This is a genomic window from Pseudomonas sp. MF6767 (assembly GCF_016405475.1).
In the GTDB taxonomy this organism is placed as follows: domain Bacteria; phylum Pseudomonadota; class Gammaproteobacteria; order Pseudomonadales; family Pseudomonadaceae; genus Aquipseudomonas; species Aquipseudomonas paracarnis.
Genome location: NZ_JAEKCY010000001.1, coordinates 246521 through 271448 on the forward strand (window position 1 = coordinate 246521; position 24928 = coordinate 271448).

Genomic DNA, 24928 nt, shown 5'->3' on the forward strand with positions numbered 1-24928 from the left:
AGACCAAGCGGGCAGCCCAACAGGTTTAAAAACGAATGAATGCTCTAGCCCGCCGCGCCGCAGGCCTGCTGTTCAGCACAGTTTGTCTGCCTCTCTCAGCTTTGGCTGCCGATCCACAACCCACCCATGAATTCACCCTCGATAACGGCCTCAAGGTGGTCGTGCGCGAAGATCATCGCGCGCCGGTGGTGGTTTCCCAGGTCTGGTACAAGGTTGGCTCAAGCTACGAAACACCGGGCCAGACCGGTTTGTCCCACGCCCTGGAACACATGATGTTCAAGGGCAGCGCCAAGGTTGGCCCCGGTGAAGCCTCGCTGATCCTGCGCGACCTGGGCGCCGAAGAAAACGCCTTCACCAGCGACGACTACACCGCGTACTACCAGGTATTGGCCCGTGATCGCCTGGGTGTGGCCTTTGAGCTGGAAGCCGACCGCATGGCCAGCCTGCGCCTGCCGGCCGACGAGTTCAGCCGGGAAATCGAGGTAATCAAGGAAGAGCGCCGCCTGCGCACCGACGACAACCCGATGTCCAAGGCCTACGAGCGCTTCAAGGCCATGGCCTTCCCCGCCAGTGGCTACCACACGCCGACCATCGGCTGGATGGCCGACCTGGACCGCATGAAGGTCGAGGAACTGCGCCACTGGTACCAATCCTGGTACGTGCCGAACAACGCCACCCTGGTGGTGGTCGGCGACGTGACCCCGGACGAGGTGAAAAACCTCGCCCAACGTTACTTCGGCCCGATCCCCAAGCGTGACGTGCCGCCGGCAAAAATCCCGATGGAACTGGCCGAGCCCGGCGAGCGCCTGCTGACCCTGCACGTGCAGACCCAACTGCCAAGCGTGTTCCTGGGCTTCAACGTGCCTGGCCTGGCCACCGCCGAAGACAAACGCTCGGTGCAGGCCCTGCGCCTGATCTCGGCGCTGCTGGACGGCGGCTACAGTGCACGGATCTCCGAGCAACTGGAGCGCGGTGAGGAACTTGTGTCCGCGGCTTCCACCAACTACGACGCCTACACCCGTGGCGACAGCCTGTTTACCCTCTCGGCCACGCCGAACCAGCAGAAGAAGAAAACCGTCGCCCAAGCCGAAGCCGGCCTGTGGCGCCTGCTCGATGAGTTGAAGGCCAAGCCGCCGACCGCTGAAGAACTGGAGCGCATCCGTGCCCAGGTCATTGCGGGCCTGGTGTACCAGCGTGATTCCATCACCAGCCAGGCCACGGCCATCGGCTCCCTGGAAACCGTTGGTCTGTCCTGGAAGCTCATGGACACGGAGCTTGCCGACCTGCAAAGCGTGACGCCGGAAGATATCCAGAAAGCCGCGCGCACCTACTTCACCCGCGAACGTCTGAGCGTCGCCCATGTTTTGCCAGAGGAGACCGCTCATGAGTGATCGCAAAAACAGCCGCCTGATCCTGCCCGGCCTGATCGCCGTCACCCTGATGGCGGCCAGCGCCGTTTACTTTTTGCGCCCGAGCGAGTCGGTCGCCAGTCAGGCCCTGGACAAGGCTCAAACGGCCAGCACCCTGCAGTCCCTGGCGGAACTGGATGGCAAGGCACCGACCAACCGCAAGCTCGACGTACAAACCTGGACCACCGCCGAAGGCGCCAAGGTGCTGTTCGTCGAAGCCCACGAATTGCCGATGTTCGACATGCGCCTGCTGTTTGCCGCCGGCAGCAGCCAGGATGGCGACGTGCCAGGCCTGGCGCTGATGACCAACGCCATGCTTAACGAAGGTGTGCCGGGCAAGGATGTCAGCCAGATCGCCAGTGGGTTCGAAGGCCTGGGGGCCGATTTCGGCAACGGCGCCTATCGCGACATGGCGCTGGTGACCCTGCGCAGCCTGAGCGACAACGATAAGCGCACCGCCGCCCTGGCCCTGTTCGACCAGGTGATTGGCCAGCCGACGTTCCCGGCGGATTCCCTGGCGCGGATCAAGAACCAGATCCTGGCCGGTTTCGAGTACCAGAAACAGAACCCCGGCAAACTGGCGAGCATCGAGCTGTTCAAGCGTCTGTACGGCGACCATCCTTACGCGCATCCGAGCGAAGGCACCCCAGAAAGCGTGCCGAAAATTACCCTGGCACAGTTGCAGGCGTTCCATGCCAAAGCCTATGCGGCGGGCAATGCCGTGATTGCGGTCGTCGGCGACCTGACCCGTGCAGAAGCCGAGGCCATGACGGCCAAAGTGTCAGCCTCGCTGCCCAAAGGCCCGGCCATGGCCAAGATCGCCCAGCCGACCGAGCCAAAAGCCGGCCTGAGCCGTATCGAGTTTCCGTCCAAGCAAACCCACCTGCTGTTTGCGCAATTGGGCATCGACCGCGCCGACCCGGACTACGCAGCCTTGTCCCTGGGCAACCAGATCCTTGGCGGCGGCGGCTTCGGTACCCGTTTGATGAGCGAGGTGCGTGAAAAACGCGGCCTGACCTACGGCGTGTACTCCGGTTTCTCACCGATGCAGGTGCGCGGCCCGTTCATGATCAACCTGCAGACCCGCGCCGAAATGAGCGGCGGCACCCTGCGCCTGGTTGAGGATGTACTGGCTGATTACCTCAAGAACGGCCCAACACAAAAAGAACTGGACGACGCCAAGCGCGAACTGGCCGGCAGCTTCCCGCTGTCCACCGCCAGCAACGCCGATATCGTCGGGCAGTTGGGCGCCATGGGTTTCTACAACCTGCCGCTGAGCTATCTGGAAGATTTCATGAAACAATCCCAGGCCCTGACCGTCGATCAGGTCAAGGCTGCAATGAACAAACACTTGAGCGCCGACAAGATGGTCATCGTGACCGCCGGCCCGACGATTGCGCAAAAGCCACTACCGCCCCCCACTGATAAACCTGCCGAGCAGCCGCTCGGGGTTCCGGAGCATTAATGGCCAGTTCATCTCGCCCGAAAAAACCTGTCCACAACGTGCATAACGGTGTGGGCCAACTGCGCATCATTGGCGGTGAATGGGGCAGCCGCAAGCTGAGCTTCCCCGACGTCGTGGGCCTGCGCCCGACGCCCGATCGCGTGCGTGAAACCCTGTTCAACTGGCTCGCGCCGTACATAGGCGGGGCCAAAGTGCTGGACCCGTTCGCCGGCAGCGGCGCGCTGTTCCTGGAGGCGCTGTCCCGTGGCGCGGCGCAGGGCCAGGCGCTGGACGCCAGCAATGTGGCGGTGTCCAGCCTCAAGGAGCACCTGGGCACGCTGCGTTGCACCACCGGCCAGGTGCAGACGGCCGACGCGCTGCGCTACCTGGAAACCCAGGCAGCGACTGAATACGACGTAGTGTTCCTCGACCCACCGTTCAACCAGAACCTGCTGCCGACCGTCTGCACACTGCTGGAAGAACGCCAGTGGCTGGCACCGGATGCCTGGATCTACACTGAGAGCGAGACCGCGCCGTCCACGCTCGGCCTGCCAAGTGGCTGGCGCCTGCACCGGGAGCAGAAGTCCGGGCGGGTGTATTACGCGTTGTGGCATCGTTTGGTCGAAAACGCCGCCTGATCGTGTGGCTAGAGATTGCTCCCGCTGGGCTGCGAAGCGGCCCTGAAACCTGCCAAGGTGTTCCGACTGAATAAACGCAGTGTTCTTGATGGGGCCGCTACGCGGCCCAGCGCGAGCAAGCTCGCTCGCCACAGTGAGTTCACTTGCCACCGAGAGCGTCATGACCCCTTCTTGCGACCTGTTCAAACCCGCCTTCGGCCTCGGCAATCCACACTTGCAGACACTGTGGGGGCCGCTGTGGCGCCCGACCACCCACATCGAGCGTCAGCGTGAGCGCCTGTGGCTGGAGGATGGCGACTTCCTCGATCTCGACTGGCACGGGCCTCATGACGTGCAAGCGCCTTTGGTGCTGGTGTTGCATGGGCTGACCGGTTCGTCCAATTCGCCCTATGTGGCCGGCCTGCAAAAAGTCCTCGCCACCCAAGGCTGGGCCAGTGCTGCGTTGAACTGGCGCGGCTGCTCGGGCGAGCCCAACCTGCTGGCTCGCAGCTATCACTCCGGCGCCAGCGAAGACCTGGCAGCCGCGATTGCTCATCTGCGCGCCAAGCGGCCTTTGGCGCCCTTGTACGCGGTGGGTTACTCCCTGGGCGGCAACGTGTTGCTCAAGCATTTGGGGGAAACCGGCGAGGCCTCAGGGCTGCAGGGCGCGGCGGCGGTGTCGGTGCCGTTTCGCCTGGATCAATGCGCGGATCGCATTGGGCTGGGGTTCTCGCGGGTGTATCAAAAGCACTTCATGCGCGAGATGCTGGCGTATATCCGCGTCAAGCAACGCCAATTCCTGCAGGACGGTCGTGAGGATGGGCTCAAAACCCTGGAGGCCCTTGGCTCCCTGGAAAAGATGCGCACGTTCTGGGACTTCGACGGGCGGGTAACCGCGCCGCTGCACGGTTTCTTGAGTGCCGAGGATTACTATCGCCGCGCTTCCAGCCGCTATTACCTGGGCGGTATCCGCACGCCGACGCTGATTATCCAGGCGGCTGATGATCCGTTTGTGTTTGCGCACAGCTTGCCTGACGCCAGTGAGCTGTCGGCCTGCACCGAGTTCGAGTTGCTGGCCAAGGGCGGGCATGTGGGGTTTGTGGAGGGTTCGTTGAAGCGCCCTGGTTACTACCTGGAACGCCGGATCCCGCAGTGGCTCCAGACCCAATACGGTCAATAGTGTGGGAGCTGGCTTGCCTGCGATAGCGGTGGGCCAGCCAATGTTGAGGTGGCTGACACTCTGCTATCGCAGGCAAGCCAGCTCCCACATTTCAATGAAACGTTTACACCGGTCGTTTACTCGCCCGTGGCTATTTCCCGAGCTGGATCAGTAATCCACTCACTCCACGACCCCGCATACAACTTACCCAACGGGTACCCCGCCAGGCTTAACGCAAACAGGTTATGGCACGCCGTCACCCCAGACCCGCAATACGCCACCAACTCCTGCGGCGGGCGCCCTTGCAGCTGCGCGGCAAAGCGTTGCTTGAGCTGATCAGCCGGTAAGAAACGACCATCACTGCCCAGGTTTTCACTGAACGCCGCGCATTGCGCGCCAGGGATATGCCCGGCAATCGGGTCGATGGGTTCTACTTCGCCACGAAAGCGCGGCTGGGCGCGGGCGTCGATCAAGGTCAGGCCGGGTTGGCCCAGGCGTTTTTGCAGGTGTTCGGCATCCAGCAACAGACGATGATCCGGCGTACCGGCGAAGGTACCTGGCTCAACCACGGGCGCGTCCAGGCTCAGGGGGAAACCGGCGGCATGCCAGGCCTTGAGGCCACCATCCAGAATAAACACACCATCACGCTTGCCCAGCCAGGCCAGCAGCCACCAGGCACGGGCGGCGTAGGCACCGGGGCCGTCGTCATACAGCACCACATCGGTGTCGGCACTGATACCCCAGGCCCGCAGTTGCCTGGCGAACGTGTCCGCCGCCGGCAAAGGATGACGACCGGTCACGCCCTTGGTCACCGGGCCGCTCAGGTGGCGCTCCAGGTCGGCGTATTGCGCGCCCTCGATATGCCCTTCGGCGTAACTGCACAAGCCGTAGTCCGGGTCTTCCAGGGCAAAGCGGCAATCCAGGATCACCCACCCGCTCGACTGTTGGCGCTCGGCCAATTGCTGGGGGCTGATCAGTTGGGCAAGCGGCATGACTGACTCCTGTGAATACAAAGGGGAAAGGTCTTACTTCACTTCTTCCAGTGCCTGATTCAACGGCACGTAAAACTCTTTGAACAAGGCGTCCACCGCCTCTTTGGCCTGTGGCGTGACAAACCCCGCCTCCAGCACCAGCACCTGATAAACCCCACGCTTGATCGCCTCGGCGCTCAGGTGGGTGGATTTTTCATTGGTGGTACACAAAAAGCGCACCCACGAGGTGAGGATGATCCACGCATTCAGGGTCAGGGCTTCTGTTTGCACCGGGTCCATATTGAGAATGCCGGCATCGACAAAGCCCTGGTAGATCGCGCCGCCCTGAATCAGGCAACGCTGGGAAAAACGCCGGTAGCCGGTCGCCAGTTCCGGGTCGCTCTCCAGCAGGTGTTCGAGGTCGCGATGCAGGAAGCGATAACGCCACATGCCGGCCAATACGGCTTGCAGGTAAAAGCGTTTATCCTCCACCACCATCGTGCGTCCCTGGGGTGGGCGCAGGAAACTGTCTACCAACGCTTCATATTCGCGGAACAGCACGGCGATGATCGCCTGCTTGTTAGGGAAGTGGTAGTACAGGTTGCCCGGGGAAATTTCCATGTGGGCGGCAATGTGGTTGGTACTGACACTGCGCTCGCCCTGCTGGTTAAAAAGCTCCAGGCTGGTTTGCACAATGCGCTCGCTGGTCTTTACTCGTGGTGCCATAGGGGATCAGCTTCTATACACGGGATGGGGCATCTTACGGCCTAACCCGGCCAGGATAAATCTGGATGTTACTGCAATGTTATTTGACAATTTAGAGCAATGACTCTAAAAATCCAGGCAGACCAATAACAATCGGTGCCGCGCCATGTCTGCCAACGTTGCCTACCTGCAAGATTCCCAGGCGCTGGATCAACTCCAGGACCTGTTCGACGCCCAACGCCGCGCCTATGCCGCCAACCCGATGCCGCCGGCCGGGCAGCGCCAGCAATGGCTCAAGGCTCTGCGGGATCTGCTGAGCGACGAACGCCAGGCGCTGATCAATGCGATCAGCCAGGATTTCAGCCATCGCAGCGCCGACGAAACCCTGTTTGCCGAATTGATGCCTAGCCTGCATGGCATTCACTACGCGAGCAAACACCTCAAGGGCTGGATGAAACCTTCCCGCCGCGCTGTAGGCATTGCCTTCCAGCCCGCCTCAGCCAAAGTCATTTACCAGCCACTGGGCGTCGTCGGCGTCATCGTGCCGTGGAACTACCCGCTGTACCTGGCCATCGGCCCGCTGGTTGGGGCATTGGCTGCCGGTAACCGGGTGATGCTCAAGCTCAGCGAGTCCACGCCGGCCACCGGCGAGCTGCTCAAGGCGTTGCTGGCCAGGATCTTCCCCGAGGACTTGGTGTGCGTCGTGCTGGGCGAAGCTGACGTGGGCATGGCGTTTTCCAAGTTGCGCTTCGATCACCTGCTGTTCACCGGCGCTACCAGCATAGGCAAGCACGTGATGCGTGCGGCGGCCGAAAACCTCACGCCGGTGACCCTGGAGCTGGGCGGCAAATCGCCAGCCATTGTCTCGGCCGACGTGCCGCTCAAGGATGCTGCCGAACGCATCGCTTTCGGCAAAGCCTTGAACGCCGGACAAACCTGCGTGGCGCCGGATTATGTGCTGGTACCGGAAGATCGCTTGGAGGGCTTTGTCGAGGCGTATTCCAAAGCCGTGCGCGGGTTTTATCCGACGCTGGCCGACAACCCAGACTACACCGCCATCATCAACGAACGCCAACTGGCCCGGCTCAATGCCTACGCCAAGGACGCCACCGACAAAGGCGCCACCTTGATCCCGCTGTACGAGCAAGGCCAGGCGCGGCGAATGGCCCACAGCCTGCTGTTGAATGTCAGCGACGACATGACCGTGATGCAGGACGAAATCTTCGGCCCGCTCCTGCCCATCGTGCCGTATCGCGGCCTTGACCAAGCCTTTGCCTACATCAACCAGCGCCCTCGCCCACTGGCCTTGTATTACTTCGGCTACAACAAAGGCGAACAAGCGCGGGTGCTCCACGAAACCCATTCCGGCGGTGTGTGCCTGAACGACACCTTGCTGCACGTCGCCCAGGACGATATGCCGTTCGGTGGCATCGGCCCGTCAGGCATGGGCCATTACCACGGTCACGAAGGTTTCCTGACGTTCAGCAAGGCCAAGGGTGTGCTGGTCAAACAGCGCCTGAACGCAGCGAAGTTGATCTACCCGCCCTATGGCAAGTCGATCCAGAAGCTGATCCAGAAGCTGTTTATCCGCTGATAACCGCCACCTTCGGGACTATAAAAACAATGAACCCCAGCCTGACTGATTCACCCGCGCTGTCACGGCGCGGCGTCTTGAAAATCGGCCTGTGTGCCAGCGCCTTCCTCGCCACCGCCGGGTTGGGCGCCAGCCTCAGTGGTTGCTCCAGCAGTACGCCGGCCAGCGGCTTTGCGATGTTGCGCACCAGCGACTTGTCGTTCTTGCGGGCGGTGATCCCGGTGCTGCTAGAAGGCGCGGCCAGTGCCGAACAAGTGCTTGCAGGTATTGAGGGCACCCTGAAAAAGCTCGATTACAGCCTGCAGCACTTGTCGCCCGAGATGTTCAAGCTCACCCAGCAATTATTCGACGTACTGGGCATGGGCATTACCCGCGGCCCGCTGACCGGTATCTGGGGCAGTTGGGAAAACGCCAGCAGCGAACAGATCCGCAATTTCCTGCACCGCTGGGAAAACAGTTACCTGAACCTTTTGCGCATGGGCCAGGGCTCGCTGCTCAAACTAGTGATCATGGCCTGGTACTTCCGGCCCGAGTCCTGGGCCCATTGCGGCTACCCCGGCCCGCCCAAGATCTAGCCTGGGCAATCCCCCAAGATTGCATCTTCCGACAAGAATAAGAGAGCACACCTATGCCCGTACCCGATCTGTTCCGCGACGGCCTGGCCCGTGGCTGGAAAACCCACAATGGCGCCGCCCTGGATCACGACCTGACCCTGGAAGCGGATGTCGCCATCATCGGCAGCGGCGCCGGGGGCGGTACCACCGCCGAAATCCTCAGCGCCGCCGGCTACAAAGTGTTGCTGATCGAAGAAGGCCCGCTCAAGACCAGTAGTGATTTCAAGCTGCTGGAAGACGAAGCCTACGCCAGCCTTTACCAGGAAGGCATCGGCCGCATGAGCAAGGACGGCGCTATCACCATCCTGCAGGGCCGGGCGGTGGGCGGTACCACCTTGATCAACTGGACCTCCAGCTTTCGCACCCCTGACGCTACCCTCGCGCATTGGGCCAGCGAATATGCGGTCAAAGGCCACAGCAGCGCCGAAATGGCGCCCTGGTTCGAAAAAATGGAGCAGCGCCTGGGCATCGCGCCCTGGGCGCTGCCGCCGAATGCCAACAACGATGTGATCCGCAAAGGCTGTGAAAAGCTCGGCTACAGCTGGCATGTGATCCCGCGCAATGTGCGCGGCTGCTTCAACCTGGGGTATTGCGGCATGGGCTGCCCGGTCAACGCCAAGCAGTCAATGCTGGTGACGACCATCCCGTCCACCCTGGAAAAGGGCGGCGAACTGCTTTACCTGGCCCGCGCCGAACGGCTCATCTACAGCGGCGACACCATCAGCAGCCTCGAATGCGTGGCCATGGACGACCGCTGCGTAGCGCCCACAGGGCGCAAGATCAGGGTGAAAGCCAAGCACTATGTGCTGGCGGGCGGCGGCATCAACAGCCCGGCCCTGCTGATGCGCTCCGACGCGCCCGACCCACACTCGCGGCTGGGCAAGCGCACCTTCCTGCACCTGGTCAATTTCTCCGCCGGGCTGTTCGACGAAGTGATCAACCCCTTCTACGGTGCGCCGCAATCCATCTACTCCGACCACTTCCAATGGCAGGACGGCACTACCGGCAAAATGTCCTACAAACTGGAAGCACCGCCCCTGCATCCAGGCCTGGCGAGCACCCTGTTTGGTGGCTACGGCAACCAGAACGCCCTGGACATGAACCAATTACCCCACACCCACGCCATGCTCGCCCTGCTGCGCGACGGCTTTCACCCCGACAGCCCAGGCGGCACGGTGGAGTTACGCGGTGACGGCACGCCAGTGCTCGACTATCAGGTCTCGCCCTACGCCTGGGACGGCCTGCGCCGGGCCTTCCACAGCATGGCCGAGATTCAGTTCGCGGCGGGGGCCAAATCGGTCAAGCCCCTGCATCACGACGCGCGTTTTGTGAACAACTTGGCCGAAGCGCGCAGCGTGATCGACGGTCTGAACCTGGAACTGCATCGCACCACCCTGGGCAGCGCCCACGTGATGGGCGGTTGTGCCATGGGTGAAGATCCGAAAAATGCCGTCGCCGACAGCCTGGGTCGCCATCATCAGTTGCGTAACCTGTCGATCCACGATGGCTCGCTGTTCCCCACCAGCATTGGCGCCAACCCGCAATTGTCGGTGTACGGATTGACCGCGCAACTGGCGAGCGCATTGGCCGAACGTCTGAAAACGGCATGAAAAGACAGGGTATTCACGGTATCTATCTACATAAGTCGACTTGGCCCACCGGTAATGCTGCGATACCATCCGGTTCCCCAACGGACTCCGCCAGGACGACGCGATGAACCGAGTGTTGTACCCAGGTACCTTCGACCCGATTACCAAAGGCCATGGCGATCTGGTCGAACGCGCCTCTCGCCTGTTCGACCATGTGATCATCGCGGTCGCGGCCAGCCCCAAGAAAAACCCGCTGTTTCCCCTGGAACAACGTGTGGAGCTGGCGCAAGAGGTCACCAAGCACCTGCCGAATGTGGAAGTAGTGGGCTTTTCGACACTGCTGGCGCATTTCGCCAAGGAGCAGAACGCCAATGTGTTCCTGCGTGGCCTGCGTGCGGTGTCGGACTTCGAATACGAATTCCAGCTGGCCAACATGAACCGCCAATTGGCGCCGGACGTGGAAAGCCTGTTCCTCACGCCGTCGGAGCGTTATTCGTTCATTTCCTCGACGTTGGTTCGTGAAATCGCTGCTTTGGGCGGAGATATCACCAAGTTCGTGCATCCAGCTGTAGCAGACGCACTGACATTGCGCTTCAAGAAGTAAGGCTCATTGTGGCGAGGGAGCTTGCTCCCGCTGGACTGCGCAGCAGTCCCAATCCTTTCATCCCTCACCACAGAGACAGGCTCGCACTGCGGGCGTCAATGCGGCACAATTGCGCGCATTAGTTTTCAGATGCCTTGGCAGAGTGCCCTGGCAGGAGTTTCCATGTCCCTGATCATCACCGACGATTGCATCAATTGCGACGTCTGCGAACCCGAGTGCCCGAACGCCGCCATTTCCCAAGGCGAAGAGATCTACGTGATCGACCCCAACCTGTGCACCCAGTGCGTCGGTCACTACGACGAACCGCAGTGCCAGCAGGTATGCCCGGTGGATTGCATTCCGCTGGACGAGGCACACCCTGAGACTGAAGAGCAGTTGATGGAGAAGTACCGCAAGATTACCGGTAAGGCCTAAGCCTCTTCATTGCCCGTAAGGGCCTCATCGCAGGCAAGCCAGCTCCCACACTTGGATATATGAATACATTCAAATGTGGGAGCTGGCTTGCCTGCGATAGCAATATCAGCCTTCACCCAGCAATCAGCTCTGACACCTAGGGCAAAACACACTCGCCCGCTGCCCCAGCACCACATTGCGCAGCTCAGTGCCGCAGACCTTGCACGCCTCGCCGCCCCGGCCATACACGAACAGTTCCTGCTGGAAATACCCCGGCTGCCCATCGCCGCCGATAAAGTCCCGCAACGTGGTACCGCCCCGCTCGATGGCAGCGGCCAGCACCCGCTTGATCTCAATCGCCAGCTTCAAATAACGCCCGCGTGAAATTCCCCCGGCGGCGCGGCGCGGGTCAATCCCCGCTGCAAACAGCGCCTCTGTCGCATAGATATTACCCACGCCTACCACCACCGCGTTGTCCATGATGAACGGCTTCACCGCCATCGACTTGCCGCGAGACAGCTGGAACAAACGCTCGCCATCAAACAGGTCGGTCAACGGCTCCGGCCCCAGCCGCATCAGCAACTCATGGTTGTGCGGGTCGAGGCTCCAGAGCATCGCACCGAAGCGCCGCGGGTCGGTGTAGCGCAGGGCCATACCCGATTCCAGCTCGATATCCACATGTTCATGCTTGGCCGCCGGCATACCTACCTCCACCAGGCGCAAGTTGCCCGACATGCCCAGGTGGCTGATCAAGGTGCCCACCTCGGCATTGATCAACAGGTATTTGGCCCGGCGCTCCACCAGCACGATGCGCTGCCCTGACAGGCGCACATCCAGGTCTTCCGGAATTGGCCAGCGCAGGCGCCGCTCACGCACTACCACGCGGCTGACGCGCTGGCCTTCCAGGTGCGGGGCAATGCCGCGTCGGGTGGTTTCGACTTCTGGTAACTCGGGCATGTGTACCTCTTGAATGACGGGTCAGTGCGCGCCCAGTTCGCGGATCGACAACTTCAGGCTCTCGAAGTCGTAGTCCGACAGGCCCACGTAATCCAGCACCAGGTGGCCGATGGCATTCCACTCATGGTCCACCGCCTGGTTACCCAGTACGCGGTAAGACGAACAGATATGCTCCGCCATCTTCAAAATGGCCAGCAGGTTCTTGAGCTGCGGGTTGCGCGTCGTCTCATCGCTGAAAATCACCAGGGCGTTATGGTGATTGGCGATGGCGTCGGTGACATGCTCCGGCAGGCGCCAGGACTTGGCGGTGTAGTAGCCGACTACCGCATGGTTGGTGTGGAACGCATTGTTCTCGGTATCGACCACGCGGCAATCCGGGCCGGCGTTGGCGTAAGCCTGTTCCAGCACGGACATGTAGTTGGGGAAGCGCTTGAGCATCAACGGCACGCCGCAATCGTGGAACAGGCCCAGGGCATAGGCTTCGTCGACGGTTTGCGAGCCGGTGCGCTTGGCCAGTGTGAGGCAGGTCATGGCCACATCCTGGGCAGTGTCCCAGAAGCGGTTGAGGGTGACGATGGTGTCGTCGCACATCTCGCCCTTGATTGACTGCGCGTTGATCAAATTGATGATCGAGCGGCTGCCCAACAGGTTTACCGCGCGCTGGATCGATGCAATTTTGTTGCTCAGGCCGTAATACGGCGAATTGACGATCTTGAGCAGCGCGCCGGACAAGCCCGGGTCCTGGGAGATCAACCTTGCAATCACTTCCAGGTCCGGGTCGGGCATGTACTGCTCCATCTGCAAATCCACCATGATTTGCGGTTGGGGCGGCACGCTGATGCCTTGCAGGGCCTGTTGGATCTGCTCGGGGGAAAGCTCTTGGGACATAAGTACACACTCTGGGCTAGGCGCGAATTCTACCCCTTATGCCGATGTGGCCGACACCCAAAAACCCAACTGAAACCCGATCGAATGTGGGAGCTGGCTTGCCTGCGATAGCCTCACCACCGTACGTCTGATACACCGCGCCGCCCGCATCGCAGGCAAGCCAGCTCCCACATGAAAGAGTGCGCAAAGGGTATACTCCCGCTCTTTTTTCCGGAGCGACGTCATGTCCCTGCCAAGCCTGCGTCTCAAAGCCAACGCCGATCGTCGTTTGCGCAACGGCCACCTGTGGGTCTACAGCAACGAAATCGACGTGGCCGCCACCCCACTCCACGGCTTCCAGGCAGGTGACCAGGCTATCCTGGAAGCGGCCGGCGGCAAGACCCTGGGCATCGTGGCCATGAGCCCGAACAACCTGATCTGCGCCCGCCTGCTGTCGCGCGACATCAAGTTGCCGCTGGACAAGTCGCTGCTGGTGCACCGCCTCAACGTCGCGCTGTCCCTGCGTGACCGCCTGTTCGACAAGCCGTTCTACCGCCTGGTCTACGGTGATTCCGACCTGCTGCCGGGCCTGGTGGTCGACCGTTTCGGCGACATCCTGGTGGTACAGATCGCCTCGGCGACCATGGAAGCCCATAAAGAAGATGTGATTGCCGCGCTGACCCAAGTACTCAAGCCCAGCGGCATCCTGTTCAAGAACGACTCCGCCGCGCGTGACGCCGAAGGCCTCAACCGCTACGTCGAAACCGTGTTCGGCCTGGTGCCGGAGTGGGTGGCGCTGGAAGAGAACGGCGTGAAATTCGAAGCCCCGGTGATCCAGGGCCAGAAAACCGGCTGGTTCTACGACCACCGCATGAACCGCGCCCGCCTGGCCCCGTATGCCAAGGGCAAGCGTGTACTGGACCTGTACAGCTACATCGGCGGCTGGGGCGTGCAAGCCGCCGCCTTTGGTGCCAGTGAAGTGTTCTGCGTCGACGCTTCGGCCTTCGCCCTCGACGGCGTAGAGCGCAACGCCGCGCTGAACGGCTTTGCCGAGAAGATGACCTGCATCGAAGGCGACGTCTTTGAAGCGCTTAAAGAACTGAAAGCCAGCGAAGAACGCTTCGACGTGATCGTCGCCGACCCACCGGCCTTCATCAAACGCAAAAAAGACATGAAAAACGGCGAAGGCGCCTACCGCCGCCTCAACGAGCAAGCCATGCGCCTGCTCAGCAAAGACGGCATCCTCGTCAGCGCCTCGTGCTCCATGCACCTGCCGGAAGACGACCTGCAAAACATCCTGCTCACCAGCGCCCGCCATCTGGACCGCAACATCCAGATGCTCGAACGCGGCGGCCAAGGCCCGGACCACCCGGTGCACCCGGCGATTGTCGAGACGCGCTACATCAAGAGCATTACCTGCCGGTTGCTACCCAATAGCTGATGCTGTTCCCCTGTAGGGACTTTCGGGTTCCTACAGGTTTTCAGGAAATGTCGTACTGCCCCAGGCTTTGACTTTCCGTAGCGCAGACTCGATCCTCGCCCCTCTCATGGAACCGAGGCTCGCGCATGTCGAAGGCAATTACACAGGCTGAAAAACCGCTCTTGGTTTTCTGGCTGATGACCATGACTTTGCTGGGCGTCTTCCCCCTTGACGTCGTACTGCCCTCCTTTCCCGCCCTGGCTGAACACTTCCATACCTCGACCACCCATATCGCTCGATCCGTCAGCCTGTTCGCCATTGGATTTTCCTGCTCAATGCTGCTGATCGGCCCGCTGTCCGACAGAATCGGTCGCAAGAAGCTACTCCTGGCCAGTATGGTAGTAGCCATCCTGGGTGCAGTCGGGTGTTTGGCCGCCAGAAACACGCCCCAATTCCTGTTCTTCCGAGTCATTCAGGCCATAGGCTGCGGTGGTTTCATACTGTCCCAAGCGCTGGTGCAGGACCTTTTTTTCGGCAGGGAACAGGAGCGGTTGCGCATAGCAATGGCCACGGCCGGAGGCATTTTCATCTCGATTTCCCCAGTGCTGGGCGCATGGCTGCAATTGCACTGGGGATGGAAAGCCAGCTTCTACGCGTTTATCGCCCTCTGTGCCGCAACGTGGATTATGGCTCACCGATTACTGCATGGCGGCTTCCCTCCAACCGCGCCAGGCGAGCGGGGTATTTTCAGGGCCTACGCCAAGGTTTTCGCCAACAGACATTTCGCCAGCTACGCCACGATCTCCGCGATCACCTTCGCCTGTCATTTCTCATTCATCGTTGTGTCACCGCTCATTTTCATGGACCAGTTAAAGCTGTCACCCCATGAGTACTCATTGACCTTGCTTCTCTACGGCGCCGCCTACGTAGTGGGTGGCCTCTGTGCAGGCGTCCTGCACAAACGGCTGGCGGCGGCTACCCAGATGGCAGTCGGGCTGATTCTGATCGCTATCTCTGGCGTGGTCATACTGCTGTTGGCCTACCTGTTCGGCTTATCAACCCCGACAGTGTTGGTGCCCATGCTGCTCTGCACGGCGGGCACCACCATCACCCGGCCCATGTCCAACTCCAAGGCCATGAGCCTGTTTCCAGACAATGCGGGAGCCGCGGCTTCCGCCGTTGCGGCAGTGCTGTTCATTGCTGGCGGCTGTATCAGTGCGTTTATCAGCACCTTTACCCACCAGTTGAGTACTTCGCTTGGCTTGTGTTTTCTGATCCTGAGCCTCGCCGCCCTTGCGTTGAACTCATGGGCAAGGCGCCACCCGCACGTCCTGTAGCGGCTAACTTCAAGGTTGCGCCCATTCCCTCCAGCCGCCAGCGGTGTAGAATCGGCCCTATTCATCGCCAGTCATCCCCCGGCGGGTTTATGAGCTCGAGGCCCAAGCAAGCGGCGATCCCGCGACGCGAGTGGCAACTTCCGGACACACGGCCATTTTCTGAGTGTTCCAGTCGTCAATTAGAAGCTCACTCCCCTTTAGTACTTGATTAGCCGCCCGGAGTGCTCCAATGCCTGATTACCGCTCGAAAACATCCACCCACGGCCGCAACATGGCCGGTGCGCGCGCACTGTGGCGTGCCACAGGGATGAAAGATGACGACTTCAAAAAGCCGATCATCGCGATTGCCAACTCGTTCACCCAGTTCGTGCCGGGCCATGTCCACCTCAAGGATCTGGGCCAACTGGTCGCCCGCGAGATCGAACGCGCCGGTGGCGTGGCTAAAGAATTCAACACCATCGCCGTGGACGACGGCATCGCCATGGGCCATGACGGCATGCTGTATTCCCTGCCGAGCCGCGAGATCATCGCTGACTCCGTGGAGTACATGGTCAACGCCCACTGCGCCGACGCCATCGTGTGCATTTCCAACTGCGACAAGATCACCCCCGGCATGTTGATGGCTGCCTTGCGCCTGAACATCCCGGTGATCTTCGTCTCCGGCGGGCCGATGGAAGCCGGCAAGACCAAACTTGCCTCCCACGGCCTCGACCTGGTCGACGCCATGGTGATCGCCGCCGATTCCAGCGCTTCTGACGAGAAGGTCGCGGAATACGAGCGCAGCGCCTGCCCGACCTGCGGTTCGTGCTCCGGCATGTTCACCGCCAACTCGATGAACTGCCTGGTGGAAGCCTTGGGTCTCGCCTTGCCGGGCAACGGTTCCACACTGGCCACTCACAGCGACCGCGAGCAGTTGTTCCTGCAGGCCGGCCGCACCATCGTCGAGCTGTGCAAGCGTTACTACGGCGAGAACGATGAGTCGGTGTTGCCGCGCAATATCGCCAACTTCAAGGCGTTCGAAAACGCCATGACCCTGGACATCGCCATGGGCGGTTCCACCAACACCATCCTGCACCTGCTGGCCGCGGCCCAGGAAGCCGAGATCGATTTCGACCTGCGCGACATCGACCGCCTGTCCCGTCACGTGCCGCAACTGTGCAAAGTCGCGCCGAACATCCAGAAGTACCACATGGAAGACGTGCACCGCGCCGGCGGGATCTTCTCGATCCTCGGCTCCCTGGCCCGTGGCGGCCTGCTGCACACCGACCTGCCGACCGTGCACAGCAAGTCCATCGCCGAAGGCATCGCCAAATGGGACATCACTCAGACTGACGACGAAGCCGTGCACACCTTCTTCAAGGCCGGCCCGGCCGGTATTCCGACGCAGACGGCGTTCAGCCAGTCGACCCGTTGGGACACCCTGGATGACGACCGTGAAAACGGCTGCATCCGCAGTGTCGAGCACGCCTACTCTCAAGAAGGCGGCCTGGCCGTGCTGTACGGCAACATCGCCCTCGACGGCTGTGTGGTCAAAACGGCAGGTGTGGATGAGTCCATCCACGTCTTCGAAGGCCGCGCCAAGATCTACGAAAGCCAGGACAGCTCGGTACGCGGCATCCTCGCGGACGAAGTCAAGGAAGGCGATATCGTGATCATCCGCTACGAAGGCCCCAAAGGCGGCCCGGGTATGCAGGAGATGCTTTACCCCACGTCCTACCTGAAATCCAAAGGCCTGGGCAAAGCCTGCGCCCTGCTGACCGACGGCCGTTTCTCCGGCGGCACGTCAGGCCTGTCCATCGGCCACGCTTCGCCGGAAGCCGCTGCCGGTGGCGCGATTGGCCTGGTGCAGGATGGCGACAAGGTGCTGATCGACATCCCGAACCGCTCGATCAACCTGTTGATCAGCGATGAAGAACTGGCAGCACGCCGCGTTGAGCAGGACAAGAAAGGCTGGAAGCCAGTGGAGAAGCGCCCGCGCAAAGTCACCACCGCATTGAAGGCCTACGCGTTGTTGGCCACCAGTGCCGACAAGGGTGCCGTACGCAACAAAGCCATGCTCGACGGCCTGTAAGCCCCGCGCATAAAAAAGCCCCGCCAGGTGCGGGGCATTTTTATGCCTGGAAATCCCATATGGGACGGGGCTTACCCCTAATGCCAGTGTAGGAGCGAGCTTGCTCGCGAAAAGCGTCAACGATAACGCGTACTTACTGAATAAACGCGGTGCCTTTGAGTTTTTCGCGAGCAAGCTCGCTCCTACAGCAATGATGCGTCAAGCTTTAGAACTGTGGGGTATAGGTCATGGTGAACATCACATTGCGTGGGTCCCCGTAGTAATTGCTGCCCCAGTTCGCGTTGTAGGCCGGGATGTAATACTTCTTGTCGAACATGTTGTTCAGGTTTGCCGCCACGGTGAATTCCTGGTTGATCTTGTAGGCCACCCGCGAATCCCACAATGCATTGCCCGGCACGCTGAACGTACGGTCATAGGCTTCGGTGCTGCTTTGCGCGGTCACACCGGCACCCACGCTCCAATGTTGCCAATCGCCCGGCAACTGGTAATCACCCCAGACCTTGAGCAAGTGCTTGGGGGTCCAAGTGCTGAAAATCTTGCCTTGGTAGGTGTCGTCCTTGAGGAATTCAGTGGTGTTGTAGGTGTAGCTAGAGGCCAGCTGCAGGCCTGGCAGCACCTCACCACTGAGTGTGGCTTCAAAGCCTTGGCTGCGGACCTTGCCAGAGGCGACCGAGCAGTACCAACCATTGCAGTTCATTGGCCCTTGCAGGTCCTGCACGCTACGGTTTTCCTGATCGTAACGGAAGATCGCAAACGAGGTATTGAGGCGCCCGTCAGCCAGCTCTCCCTTGATGCCCAACTCGTAGTTTTTGCCCTCGATAGGCTTGAGCAGGGAGCCGGAGGTGGTCAGGTTGGTTTGCGGCTCAAAGGCATCGGCATAGCTGGCGTAGGCCGACCACTGCTCGTTGAGCGCATAGACCAGGCCGGCGTAGGGCGTAACCTTGCCATTGGACTGGGTGGTATTGTCCTGCGGGGCACCATATGTGCCTTTGAAACCACTCTGGCCAATGTAGGAATAGTCATACCAACTGGTACGCGCACCGACGATCAACGTCAGCGGGTCCAGGGCTTTCACACGCCAGGTGCCATAGATGCCTTTCTGGCGAATGTCATACCAGCTCTTCGAGGCGGCACCCTCCTGGAACAATTGGTATTTGTCGCGCTGTGGGCGGTTGTGGTCGATGTTGAAGATATCCGCGCCGGGGTTTGAAGCCCGTGCCCACTGGTCGTCGGTGGTGAGCTTGGAATAGTTGGCGCCCAGCACCACTTCCTGCTGGAAGCCCAGCCCCTCAAACTTGCCGTTTACATACACATCCGCGCCGCGGCTCTTGGTATTGAAGTCGGTGATCCAATCTACATAGGGCACAGTGCCACCGCCGACGGGTACCGTGTCCCACGTCGCCTGGTAGGTTGCGTCGTTGTGCTCATCCATGGCTACCAGTGCGGCTTTCACTTTCCAGTTATCGTTGAAGCGGTGCTCGATGTCGGCAAACACCTGAGTCTGATTGTTGACGCTGCGGTTCCAACTGGCGCCGACAAATGTCGAACGCGGCAGACCGATATCACTGCCGTCGGCATAACGGGGCAACGACATGAAGTTGGGGCGCGAATGGCCCTTCTGGTTACTGATGCCCAGGCCGACGGTGGTGTCGGGAGTGAAATCGTAGTCGACGGCGCCATAAACCGTCTGGTTCCAGCCGCCCGCATAGTCGACGAAGGAGTCGGTGGTGTCGTAATCCGCCACGAAGCGTCCGCGCAAGGTGCCTTCGGCGTTCAGCGGGCCACCGACATCGACCTGAGTGCCGTAGTTGTCCCATGAGCCAGCCTTGGCGGTAATGGTCGCCGTCGGCGCTTGCTGCCCGCGCTTGCGCACCAGGTTCATGGTGCCGCCGGGGCTGTTGGCACCTTGCAGCAAGGCGGCCGGGCCGCGCAGCGTCTCGACGCGGTCGTAAATGGCCATGTTTTCGGTGAGATAGCTGCCCAAGGTGTAAGTGTTACGTGGAATCCCCACACCGTCGTATTGCAGGGTGCCAACCTCGAAGCCACGGGAGAAGATGAACATACCGGAGCCGGGAGACTTGGTCGCTGTCAGGCCGGGCGTGCGCTTGACCACTTCAGAGAGCTTGGTGGTGTTCTGATCATCCATCTGCTTGCGGGTCATGACGCTGACCGACTGCGGGATGTCCTTGAGTTTTTGCTCGCCCTTGCCCAGGGTCACGGCCCCCGTGGTGTACGAGCCCGTGCCTTCGGTGGTGACGCCCAGGCGTTCGGCCGTGATGGTGGTGGCGCCCACTTCCAGGGCAGAACCTGGTACCACACGTTTTTCCAGGGTGACGGTATCGGCATTGATAAACGCCGCGCTCAGTCCCGTGCCGCCGAGCAGTTGCCCCAAGGCTTCACGCTGCCCCAGGTTGCCCTTCACACCCGGCGATATCACCCCCTGGGTCAACTCCCCATTCACTAGCACCTGAACCCGCGTCACCGCCGAGAACGCCGCCAGCGCAGCGTCCAGGCCCTGCCCGGGAATATCGAAGCGGTAGGTCTGGGCCTGCTTGGCCTCAGCGGCCTGCAGGTACGACGGCGCGATACAGCTGGCCAAGGAAATGGCCAAGGCCAGCAAGGGCCGTGTGGCGAATCGGTGTGCCATGAATGGTGCTCCCCGGTACAAAAGTCTGTGATCGGCGCCGCACTACTTGAGAGTGCTTACTATTTACGCCTCAGTGATCAAGGACGATGGCTTGCGGGGAAACCCTGAAAATATTTTGAGAAATTGCCGTCAGGACGCATTGCCTTCACGCAACACCAGCAAATACGGGGTGTAGTGCTCGGCACGCAGGCTGAGGGTGTATTCCAACGCCTTGAGCACGGCATCGGGCTTGTCGATTTCGAACACGCCGGACACTACCCGACTGCGCAACGCATCACCGAGCACCAGCGTCTTGCCGGGCCAGTAACGGTTCAGTTCAGAGACCACCACCGACAAAGGTTGCTGACGGAACACCAGTTGCCGCTGACGCCAGGCAAAGCCGCTGGCCGGGTCGAAACCGTGGACGTGTGCAAGGTGCCGGCTCTGATACTCCACGGCCCGCCCCGGTTCCAGATAGACCGGCGTGCCGCTCCCTGCACTGACTTCAACCTTGCCCTGCGCCACCTGCACACGCGTCTGGTCATCACGCCGCGCCACACTGAACTGGGTGCCGACCACTCGCACCCAGCCGTCGCCCGACTGCACCACGAAGGGCCGTGCGGGGTCCTTGGTCACATCGAAGAAACCTTCGCCACGCAGCAAACGAATCTGCCGCTCACCCGCAGTCATGCGGATTTGCACCGCACTGTCGGTGTTGAGCTGAAGGTGGGAACCATCGGCCAGTTCGATGGTGCGCGACTCGCCAGTGCCGGTGGCGTAGTCGGCACGCAAGCGGTCAAGCCAGGGAGTGTTCTGCACGATCAGGCCCACGGCCAGCAACACGGCAGCCGCATACGCCCAGCGCCGAAGCGGTTTACGCCAGTTGGCCTGCTCGCCACGGCGAATGACGCGCGCCGGCTCACGCAGGCCGCCGAGCATCGCCTGCACTTCCTGCCAGGCATCATCCTGGGCCTGGCCCTGACCGAGCCACGCAGCAAAGGCGTCCATTTCAGCCGGGGTCAAGTCCTCGGCGTGCAGGCGGAAATACCAGCCGGACGCCTCTTCGAACAACACATCAGCAGTAGGCAGGGCAGTCATGACCGACGTCCTTGTGCATCGCAGGCTAGGCGCGTCTTGATGTACCCACGGCATTCAATCAAGGCGCGACGCAATTGGTATTCCACACTGCGCGGGCTGATCGACAGGCGTTCGCCAATCTCGCGGTAGGAAAGCTCGTCGACATGATAGAGCAGGAAGATCTGCCGAGTCGCCTCGGGCAGGCCCAGGATCGCATCCTGCATCAGTTGCTCCTGCTGATAGGCGGCCAGTTGTTCGTCGGCACCGGGGTTGCTGCAGGGCAGTTCTTCGCTCGGTGCGCCGGCATCCAGACGCTCGCGGCGGATAGCCTGGCGCTGGTGGTCGCGCACCAGGTTGCTGGCAATGGTGAAGAGGAACGCGGGTAGGTTATCGATCTTCTCGCCGGACTCCAGGCGCGCCAGGCGCAGGAAGGATTCCTGGGTCAGGTCGGCAGCCACCTGGGCGCTGCCGGTGCGGCGCGTGACGAAGGCTTCGAGGGCTTTCTTCTGCTCCGCGAACAGGCGCGCGATCTGCGTATTCCAGGAGGACACAGCACTACCTTGAGAAGAACGGACGGTTCAGGGAGTGCGCACGCTAGCAAAGAATGAGATTAGTTCGCAATTGATATCTATTTTGCCTTTGAGTCTGCGGTGTTCTTAAGACCGCCTTCGCGGGCAAGCCCGCTCCCACAGTTGACCGCTCCCCAACATGAGAATGCGGTCGACGGTGGAAGCTGGCTTGTCTGCGATGCAGGTGACTCGGTCTTACTGGATCTCTTCCGGCTTGACGATCACCCAGTTCTTGTCCGCCGTCACCGGCAGCCCTTCCTTGGCTTGCGCCGCCGCGTGCTTGGCGATCATACCGTTGAGTTGGGTCATGTACTTGTCTTTGCGGTTGATCCACAGGTGGACGCCGCCCTTGGCCACGTCCACATCGTGGAACAGCATGTAGCCGTCGCTGGTCGGTGTGTCACCGCCGACAATCACTGGTTTTTTCCATTCGTCGATGTAGGTGAGGATCGCCGCGTGCTTGCCGGCCATCCAGGTCGCCGGGGTCCACAGGTAGGGGGTCAGTTCCAGGCCGAGGTTGCTCTTCTCGTCATACTTGCCGGCAGTGATCTGTTTGCGTGCGGTGGTCAGCTCGCCGGTCTTGCGATCCTTGAGCAAGGTGGTCACGCCGATGACGTTCTGGGGTTTGACGTTGTAGCCGTACTTCGGATCAGCCGCGACCATGCGCACCAACTCCTCGGACGCGGCGGTCATCACATATACCTCGATGCCGTTTTCCATCAGTTTGTTGTACAGCTCGGCCTGGCCGGTGAAGACTTTTGGCGGCTGTACCTCGGATTTTTTCACCACGTCGCCTTCGAAATAGCTGACCGGCACGGGCTTGCCGGAGGCCATAAGCTCGTCGACCTGCACTTTGAGTTCCTTGAGGGTGAAGCCGGAAAAAATCTGCGCAACCCAGGGGTAGCAGACCATGTCGTCGACTTCACACAGGCGATAGTAGTAGCTGAACAGACTTTCCTTATGGTCGGCGGTGTCTTTGAAGGGGATAAGCTTGAGCGAAGGGTCCATGGTTTCGCGGGTGATCAGGCCCTTGTTTTCCATGAACGGCAGCAAGGACTCTTCAAGGTCGTAGCGGTAACTGGTGTTGTCCATATCGAACACCGCGTAGTTACCCTTGTTGGCGTTGGCGGCGATCATTTCATTGAGTTGTTTGGCGGCAGGTGCCGGCCAGTGTTTCAACTCGGTGGCGGCAAACGCCTGGCTGGCGAGCCCGAGGCAAAAGGCGGCGGATAACAGTAGTTTCGGCGCGAGCTTCATAGGCGTTGTCTCCCTCAAGTGAAAGACATCGACGCTAACAAATCCGTATGACACTTATCGCCCGAGCGCGACCGCTGACGTCGCGATTGCGCCAAGCGCATACGCCTGGGCGTCAAACGCTTATTCCAAAAACGACAGTCGCCATTCCATATTGGTATTAAATCAATATATTTCAAGCTGTTAGGCTTCCCGGTTCGCAATCGCAGGCTCACGCGATTGGCTGCCTTCTCAACGGAGCTTCAATGAATCTGCCCCTGATTCTCAATTTATTGGTGTTCGTGGCCCTGTTGCTGGGCCTGGCACAAACTGGCCGTACTAACTGGAGCCTCGCCAAGAAGGTGCTGTTCGCCCTGGTGCTTGGCGTGCTGTTCGGTGCGACGTTGCATACGATCTACGGCGACGGCAACCCGGTGCTCAAAGCTTCGATCGGCTGGTTTGACCTGGTCGGCAACGGCTATGTGCAGCTGCTGCAAATGATCGTGATCCCGCTGGTATTCGCCTCGATCCTCAGTGCCGTGGCGCGCCTGCACAACGCCTCGTCCCTGGGCAAGATCAGCTTCCTGACCATCGGCACGCTGCTGTTCACCACGGCCATCGCGGCCCTGATCGGCATCGGCCTGACCAACCTGTTCGGCCTCACTGCCGAAGGCCTGGTGGCCGGCACCCAGGAAATGGCGCGCCTGCAAGTGATCCAGAGTGATTACGCGGGCAAGGTTGCCGACCTGAATATCCCGCAGTTGCTGCTGTCGTTCGTACCGGCCAACCCGTTCGCCGACCTGGCCCGGGCCAAGCCGACGTCGATCATCAGCGTGGTGATTTTCGCCGCGTTCCTTGGGGTTGCCGCGCTGCAACTGCTCAAGGACGACGTGGAAAAAGGCCAGAAAGTCCTTAACGCCATCGACACCCTGCAAGCCTGGGTGATGCGCCTGGTGCGCCTGGTGATGAAGCTGACCCCCTACGGTGTGCTGGCGCTGATGACCAAAGTGGTCGCCGGTTCCAACCTGCAAGACATCATCAAGCTGGGCAGTTTCGTGGTGGTGTCGTACCTGGCCCTGGGCCTGATGTTCGTGGTGCACGGCCTGCTGCTGTCCTTGGCCGGGATCAACCCGCTGCGCTTCTTCCGCAAGGTGTGGCCGGTGCTGACCTTCGCCTTCACCAGCCGCTCCAGCGCTGCAAGCATCCCGCTGAGCATTGAAGCGCAGACCCGTCGCCTGGGCATCCCGCAATCCATCGCCGGCTTCGCCGCCTCGTTTGGCGCGACCATCGGCCAGAACGGTTGTGCCGGTCTTTACCCTGCGATGTTGGCGGTGATGGTCGCGCCGACTGTGGGCATCAACCCCTTGGACCCGCTGTGGATCGCGACCCTGGTGGCGATAGTGACCTTGAGTTCGGCGGGCGTTGCCGGCGTGGGCGGCGGTGCGACCTTTGCCGCGCTGATCGTGCTGCCGGCCATGGGCTTGCCGGTGTCACTGGTGGCGCTGTTGATTTCCGTGGAGCCGCTGATCGACATGGGCCGTACGGCGTTGAACGTCAATGGTTCGATGACGGCGGGGGCGATTACCAGCCAGATCATGGGGCAGACGGATAAAGCGTTGCTGGATGCCGATGAGCATGCCGAACTGGCGCAGGCATAAAGGCTTATAACCTG

General features: G+C 61.0%; 21 protein-coding genes. 13 read left to right on the plus strand and 8 right to left on the minus strand.

Annotated elements, in window-relative coordinates:
- Nucleotides 1–35 precede the first annotated feature (35 nt).
- The 4 genes from JFT58_RS01150 to JFT58_RS01165 all read left to right on the plus strand — a co-directional run bounded on the left by JFT58_RS01150 (nucleotide 36) and on the right by JFT58_RS01165 (nucleotide 4650).
- Nucleotides 36–1391 carry a M16 family metallopeptidase gene (locus JFT58_RS01150; RefSeq protein ID WP_054897586.1) on the plus strand — a complete coding sequence of 452 codons (1356 nt, stop codon included), beginning with the start codon at nucleotides 36–38 and terminating at the stop codon, nucleotides 1389–1391.
- Nucleotides 1384–2874, plus strand: coding sequence for a M16 family metallopeptidase (locus tag JFT58_RS01155; protein ID WP_034128952.1), 1491 nt, complete (start codon nucleotides 1384–1386; stop codon nucleotides 2872–2874). Before JFT58_RS01150 ends, JFT58_RS01155 begins: the two co-directional genes overlap by 8 nt.
- A complete protein-coding gene (gene rsmD / locus JFT58_RS01160) occupies nucleotides 2874–3491 on the plus strand; it encodes a 16S rRNA (guanine(966)-N(2))-methyltransferase RsmD (protein ID WP_034128953.1) in 618 nt (205 codons plus the stop codon). The genes JFT58_RS01155 and rsmD overlap by 1 nt, the downstream gene beginning before the upstream one ends.
- 160 nt (nucleotides 3492–3651) lie before the next feature.
- Nucleotides 3652–4650: a hydrolase gene (locus tag JFT58_RS01165; RefSeq protein WP_054897587.1), complete on the plus strand. Its 999-nt coding sequence runs from the start codon at nucleotides 3652–3654 to the stop codon at nucleotides 4648–4650.
- Nucleotides 4651–4766: 116 nt separating this feature from the next.
- Here JFT58_RS01165 and JFT58_RS01170 read toward each other — a convergent pair whose 3' ends face one another.
- Both JFT58_RS01170 and JFT58_RS01175 read right to left on the minus strand, forming a co-directional pair.
- Nucleotides 4767–5621 (minus strand): sulfurtransferase, encoded by an 855-nt coding sequence (locus JFT58_RS01170; RefSeq protein ID WP_054897588.1) that lies wholly within the window; start codon nucleotides 5619–5621, stop codon nucleotides 4767–4769.
- Between the two features lie 33 nt (nucleotides 5622–5654).
- Entirely contained in the window at nucleotides 5655–6326 is a 672-nt protein-coding gene (locus JFT58_RS01175; RefSeq protein WP_005792294.1) for a TetR/AcrR family transcriptional regulator, read from the minus strand.
- A gap of 145 nt (nucleotides 6327–6471) precedes the next feature.
- On the opposite strand from JFT58_RS01175, the gene JFT58_RS01180 reads away from it, so the two are divergent.
- The 5 genes from JFT58_RS01180 to JFT58_RS01200 all read left to right on the plus strand — a co-directional run bounded on the left by JFT58_RS01180 (nucleotide 6472) and on the right by JFT58_RS01200 (nucleotide 11120).
- Nucleotides 6472–7899 carry a coniferyl aldehyde dehydrogenase gene (locus JFT58_RS01180; RefSeq protein ID WP_054897589.1) on the plus strand — a complete coding sequence of 476 codons (1428 nt, stop codon included), beginning with the start codon at nucleotides 6472–6474 and terminating at the stop codon, nucleotides 7897–7899.
- A 29-nt stretch (nucleotides 7900–7928) separates the two neighbouring features.
- The gene (locus tag JFT58_RS01185) at nucleotides 7929–8474 is read left to right on the plus strand and encodes a hypothetical protein (RefSeq protein ID WP_054897590.1); all 546 of its coding nucleotides are present in this window, start codon (nucleotides 7929–7931) and stop codon (nucleotides 8472–8474) included.
- 53 nt (nucleotides 8475–8527) lie between these two features.
- Entirely contained in the window at nucleotides 8528–10123 is a 1596-nt protein-coding gene (locus tag JFT58_RS01190) for a GMC family oxidoreductase (protein WP_054897591.1), read from the plus strand.
- Nucleotides 10124–10226: 103 nt separating this feature from the next.
- Nucleotides 10227–10706 carry a pantetheine-phosphate adenylyltransferase gene (coaD, locus tag JFT58_RS01195; RefSeq protein WP_003195136.1) on the plus strand — a complete coding sequence of 160 codons (480 nt, stop codon included), beginning with the start codon at nucleotides 10227–10229 and terminating at the stop codon, nucleotides 10704–10706.
- A gap of 162 nt (nucleotides 10707–10868) precedes the next feature.
- Nucleotides 10869–11120 carry a YfhL family 4Fe-4S dicluster ferredoxin gene (locus JFT58_RS01200; RefSeq protein ID WP_003195146.1) on the plus strand — a complete coding sequence of 84 codons (252 nt, stop codon included), beginning with the start codon at nucleotides 10869–10871 and terminating at the stop codon, nucleotides 11118–11120.
- A gap of 123 nt (nucleotides 11121–11243) precedes the next feature.
- Here the strand turns inward: JFT58_RS01200 and mutM are convergent, their stop codons facing one another.
- Nucleotides 11244–12056, minus strand: coding sequence for a bifunctional DNA-formamidopyrimidine glycosylase/DNA-(apurinic or apyrimidinic site) lyase (gene mutM / locus JFT58_RS01205; protein ID WP_003195148.1), 813 nt, complete (start codon nucleotides 12054–12056; stop codon nucleotides 11244–11246).
- Nucleotides 12057–12077: 21 nt separating this feature from the next.
- The gene (locus JFT58_RS01210) at nucleotides 12078–12890 is read right to left on the minus strand and encodes an HDOD domain-containing protein (RefSeq protein WP_169918786.1); all 813 of its coding nucleotides are present in this window, start codon (nucleotides 12888–12890) and stop codon (nucleotides 12078–12080) included.
- Nucleotides 12891–13167: 277 nt separating this feature from the next.
- On the opposite strand from JFT58_RS01210, the gene JFT58_RS01215 reads away from it, so the two are divergent.
- From JFT58_RS01215 to ilvD, 3 genes are all read left to right on the plus strand, one after another.
- A complete protein-coding gene (locus tag JFT58_RS01215) occupies nucleotides 13168–14364 on the plus strand; it encodes a class I SAM-dependent rRNA methyltransferase (RefSeq protein ID WP_005792302.1) in 1197 nt (398 codons plus the stop codon).
- 125 nt (nucleotides 14365–14489) lie between these two features.
- The gene (locus tag JFT58_RS01220; RefSeq protein WP_054897593.1) at nucleotides 14490–15680 is read left to right on the plus strand and encodes an MFS transporter; all 1191 of its coding nucleotides are present in this window, start codon (nucleotides 14490–14492) and stop codon (nucleotides 15678–15680) included.
- 229 nt (nucleotides 15681–15909) lie between these two features.
- The gene (ilvD, locus tag JFT58_RS01225) at nucleotides 15910–17751 is read left to right on the plus strand and encodes a dihydroxy-acid dehydratase (protein ID WP_003195159.1); all 1842 of its coding nucleotides are present in this window, start codon (nucleotides 15910–15912) and stop codon (nucleotides 17749–17751) included.
- Nucleotides 17752–17956: 205 nt separating this feature from the next.
- Here the strand turns inward: ilvD and JFT58_RS01230 are convergent, their stop codons facing one another.
- From JFT58_RS01230 to JFT58_RS01245, 4 genes are all read right to left on the minus strand, one after another.
- Entirely contained in the window at nucleotides 17957–20398 is a 2442-nt protein-coding gene (locus tag JFT58_RS01230) for a TonB-dependent siderophore receptor (protein WP_103299452.1), read from the minus strand.
- A 129-nt stretch (nucleotides 20399–20527) separates the two neighbouring features.
- A complete protein-coding gene (locus tag JFT58_RS01235; RefSeq protein ID WP_054898692.1) occupies nucleotides 20528–21475 on the minus strand; it encodes a FecR family protein in 948 nt (315 codons plus the stop codon).
- A complete protein-coding gene (locus tag JFT58_RS01240; RefSeq protein WP_034128963.1) occupies nucleotides 21472–22005 on the minus strand; it encodes an RNA polymerase sigma factor in 534 nt (177 codons plus the stop codon). The genes JFT58_RS01235 and JFT58_RS01240 overlap by 4 nt, the downstream gene beginning before the upstream one ends.
- 213 nt (nucleotides 22006–22218) lie before the next feature.
- On the minus strand, nucleotides 22219–23280 hold the full coding sequence (locus JFT58_RS01245; RefSeq protein WP_054898691.1) for a hypothetical protein: 1062 nt from the start codon (nucleotides 23278–23280) through the stop codon (nucleotides 22219–22221).
- A 242-nt stretch (nucleotides 23281–23522) separates the two neighbouring features.
- Between JFT58_RS01245 and JFT58_RS01250 the strand changes: the two genes are divergently transcribed.
- A complete protein-coding gene (locus tag JFT58_RS01250) occupies nucleotides 23523–24914 on the plus strand; it encodes an L-cystine transporter (protein WP_054898690.1) in 1392 nt (463 codons plus the stop codon).
- Nucleotides 24915–24928 lie beyond the last annotated feature (14 nt).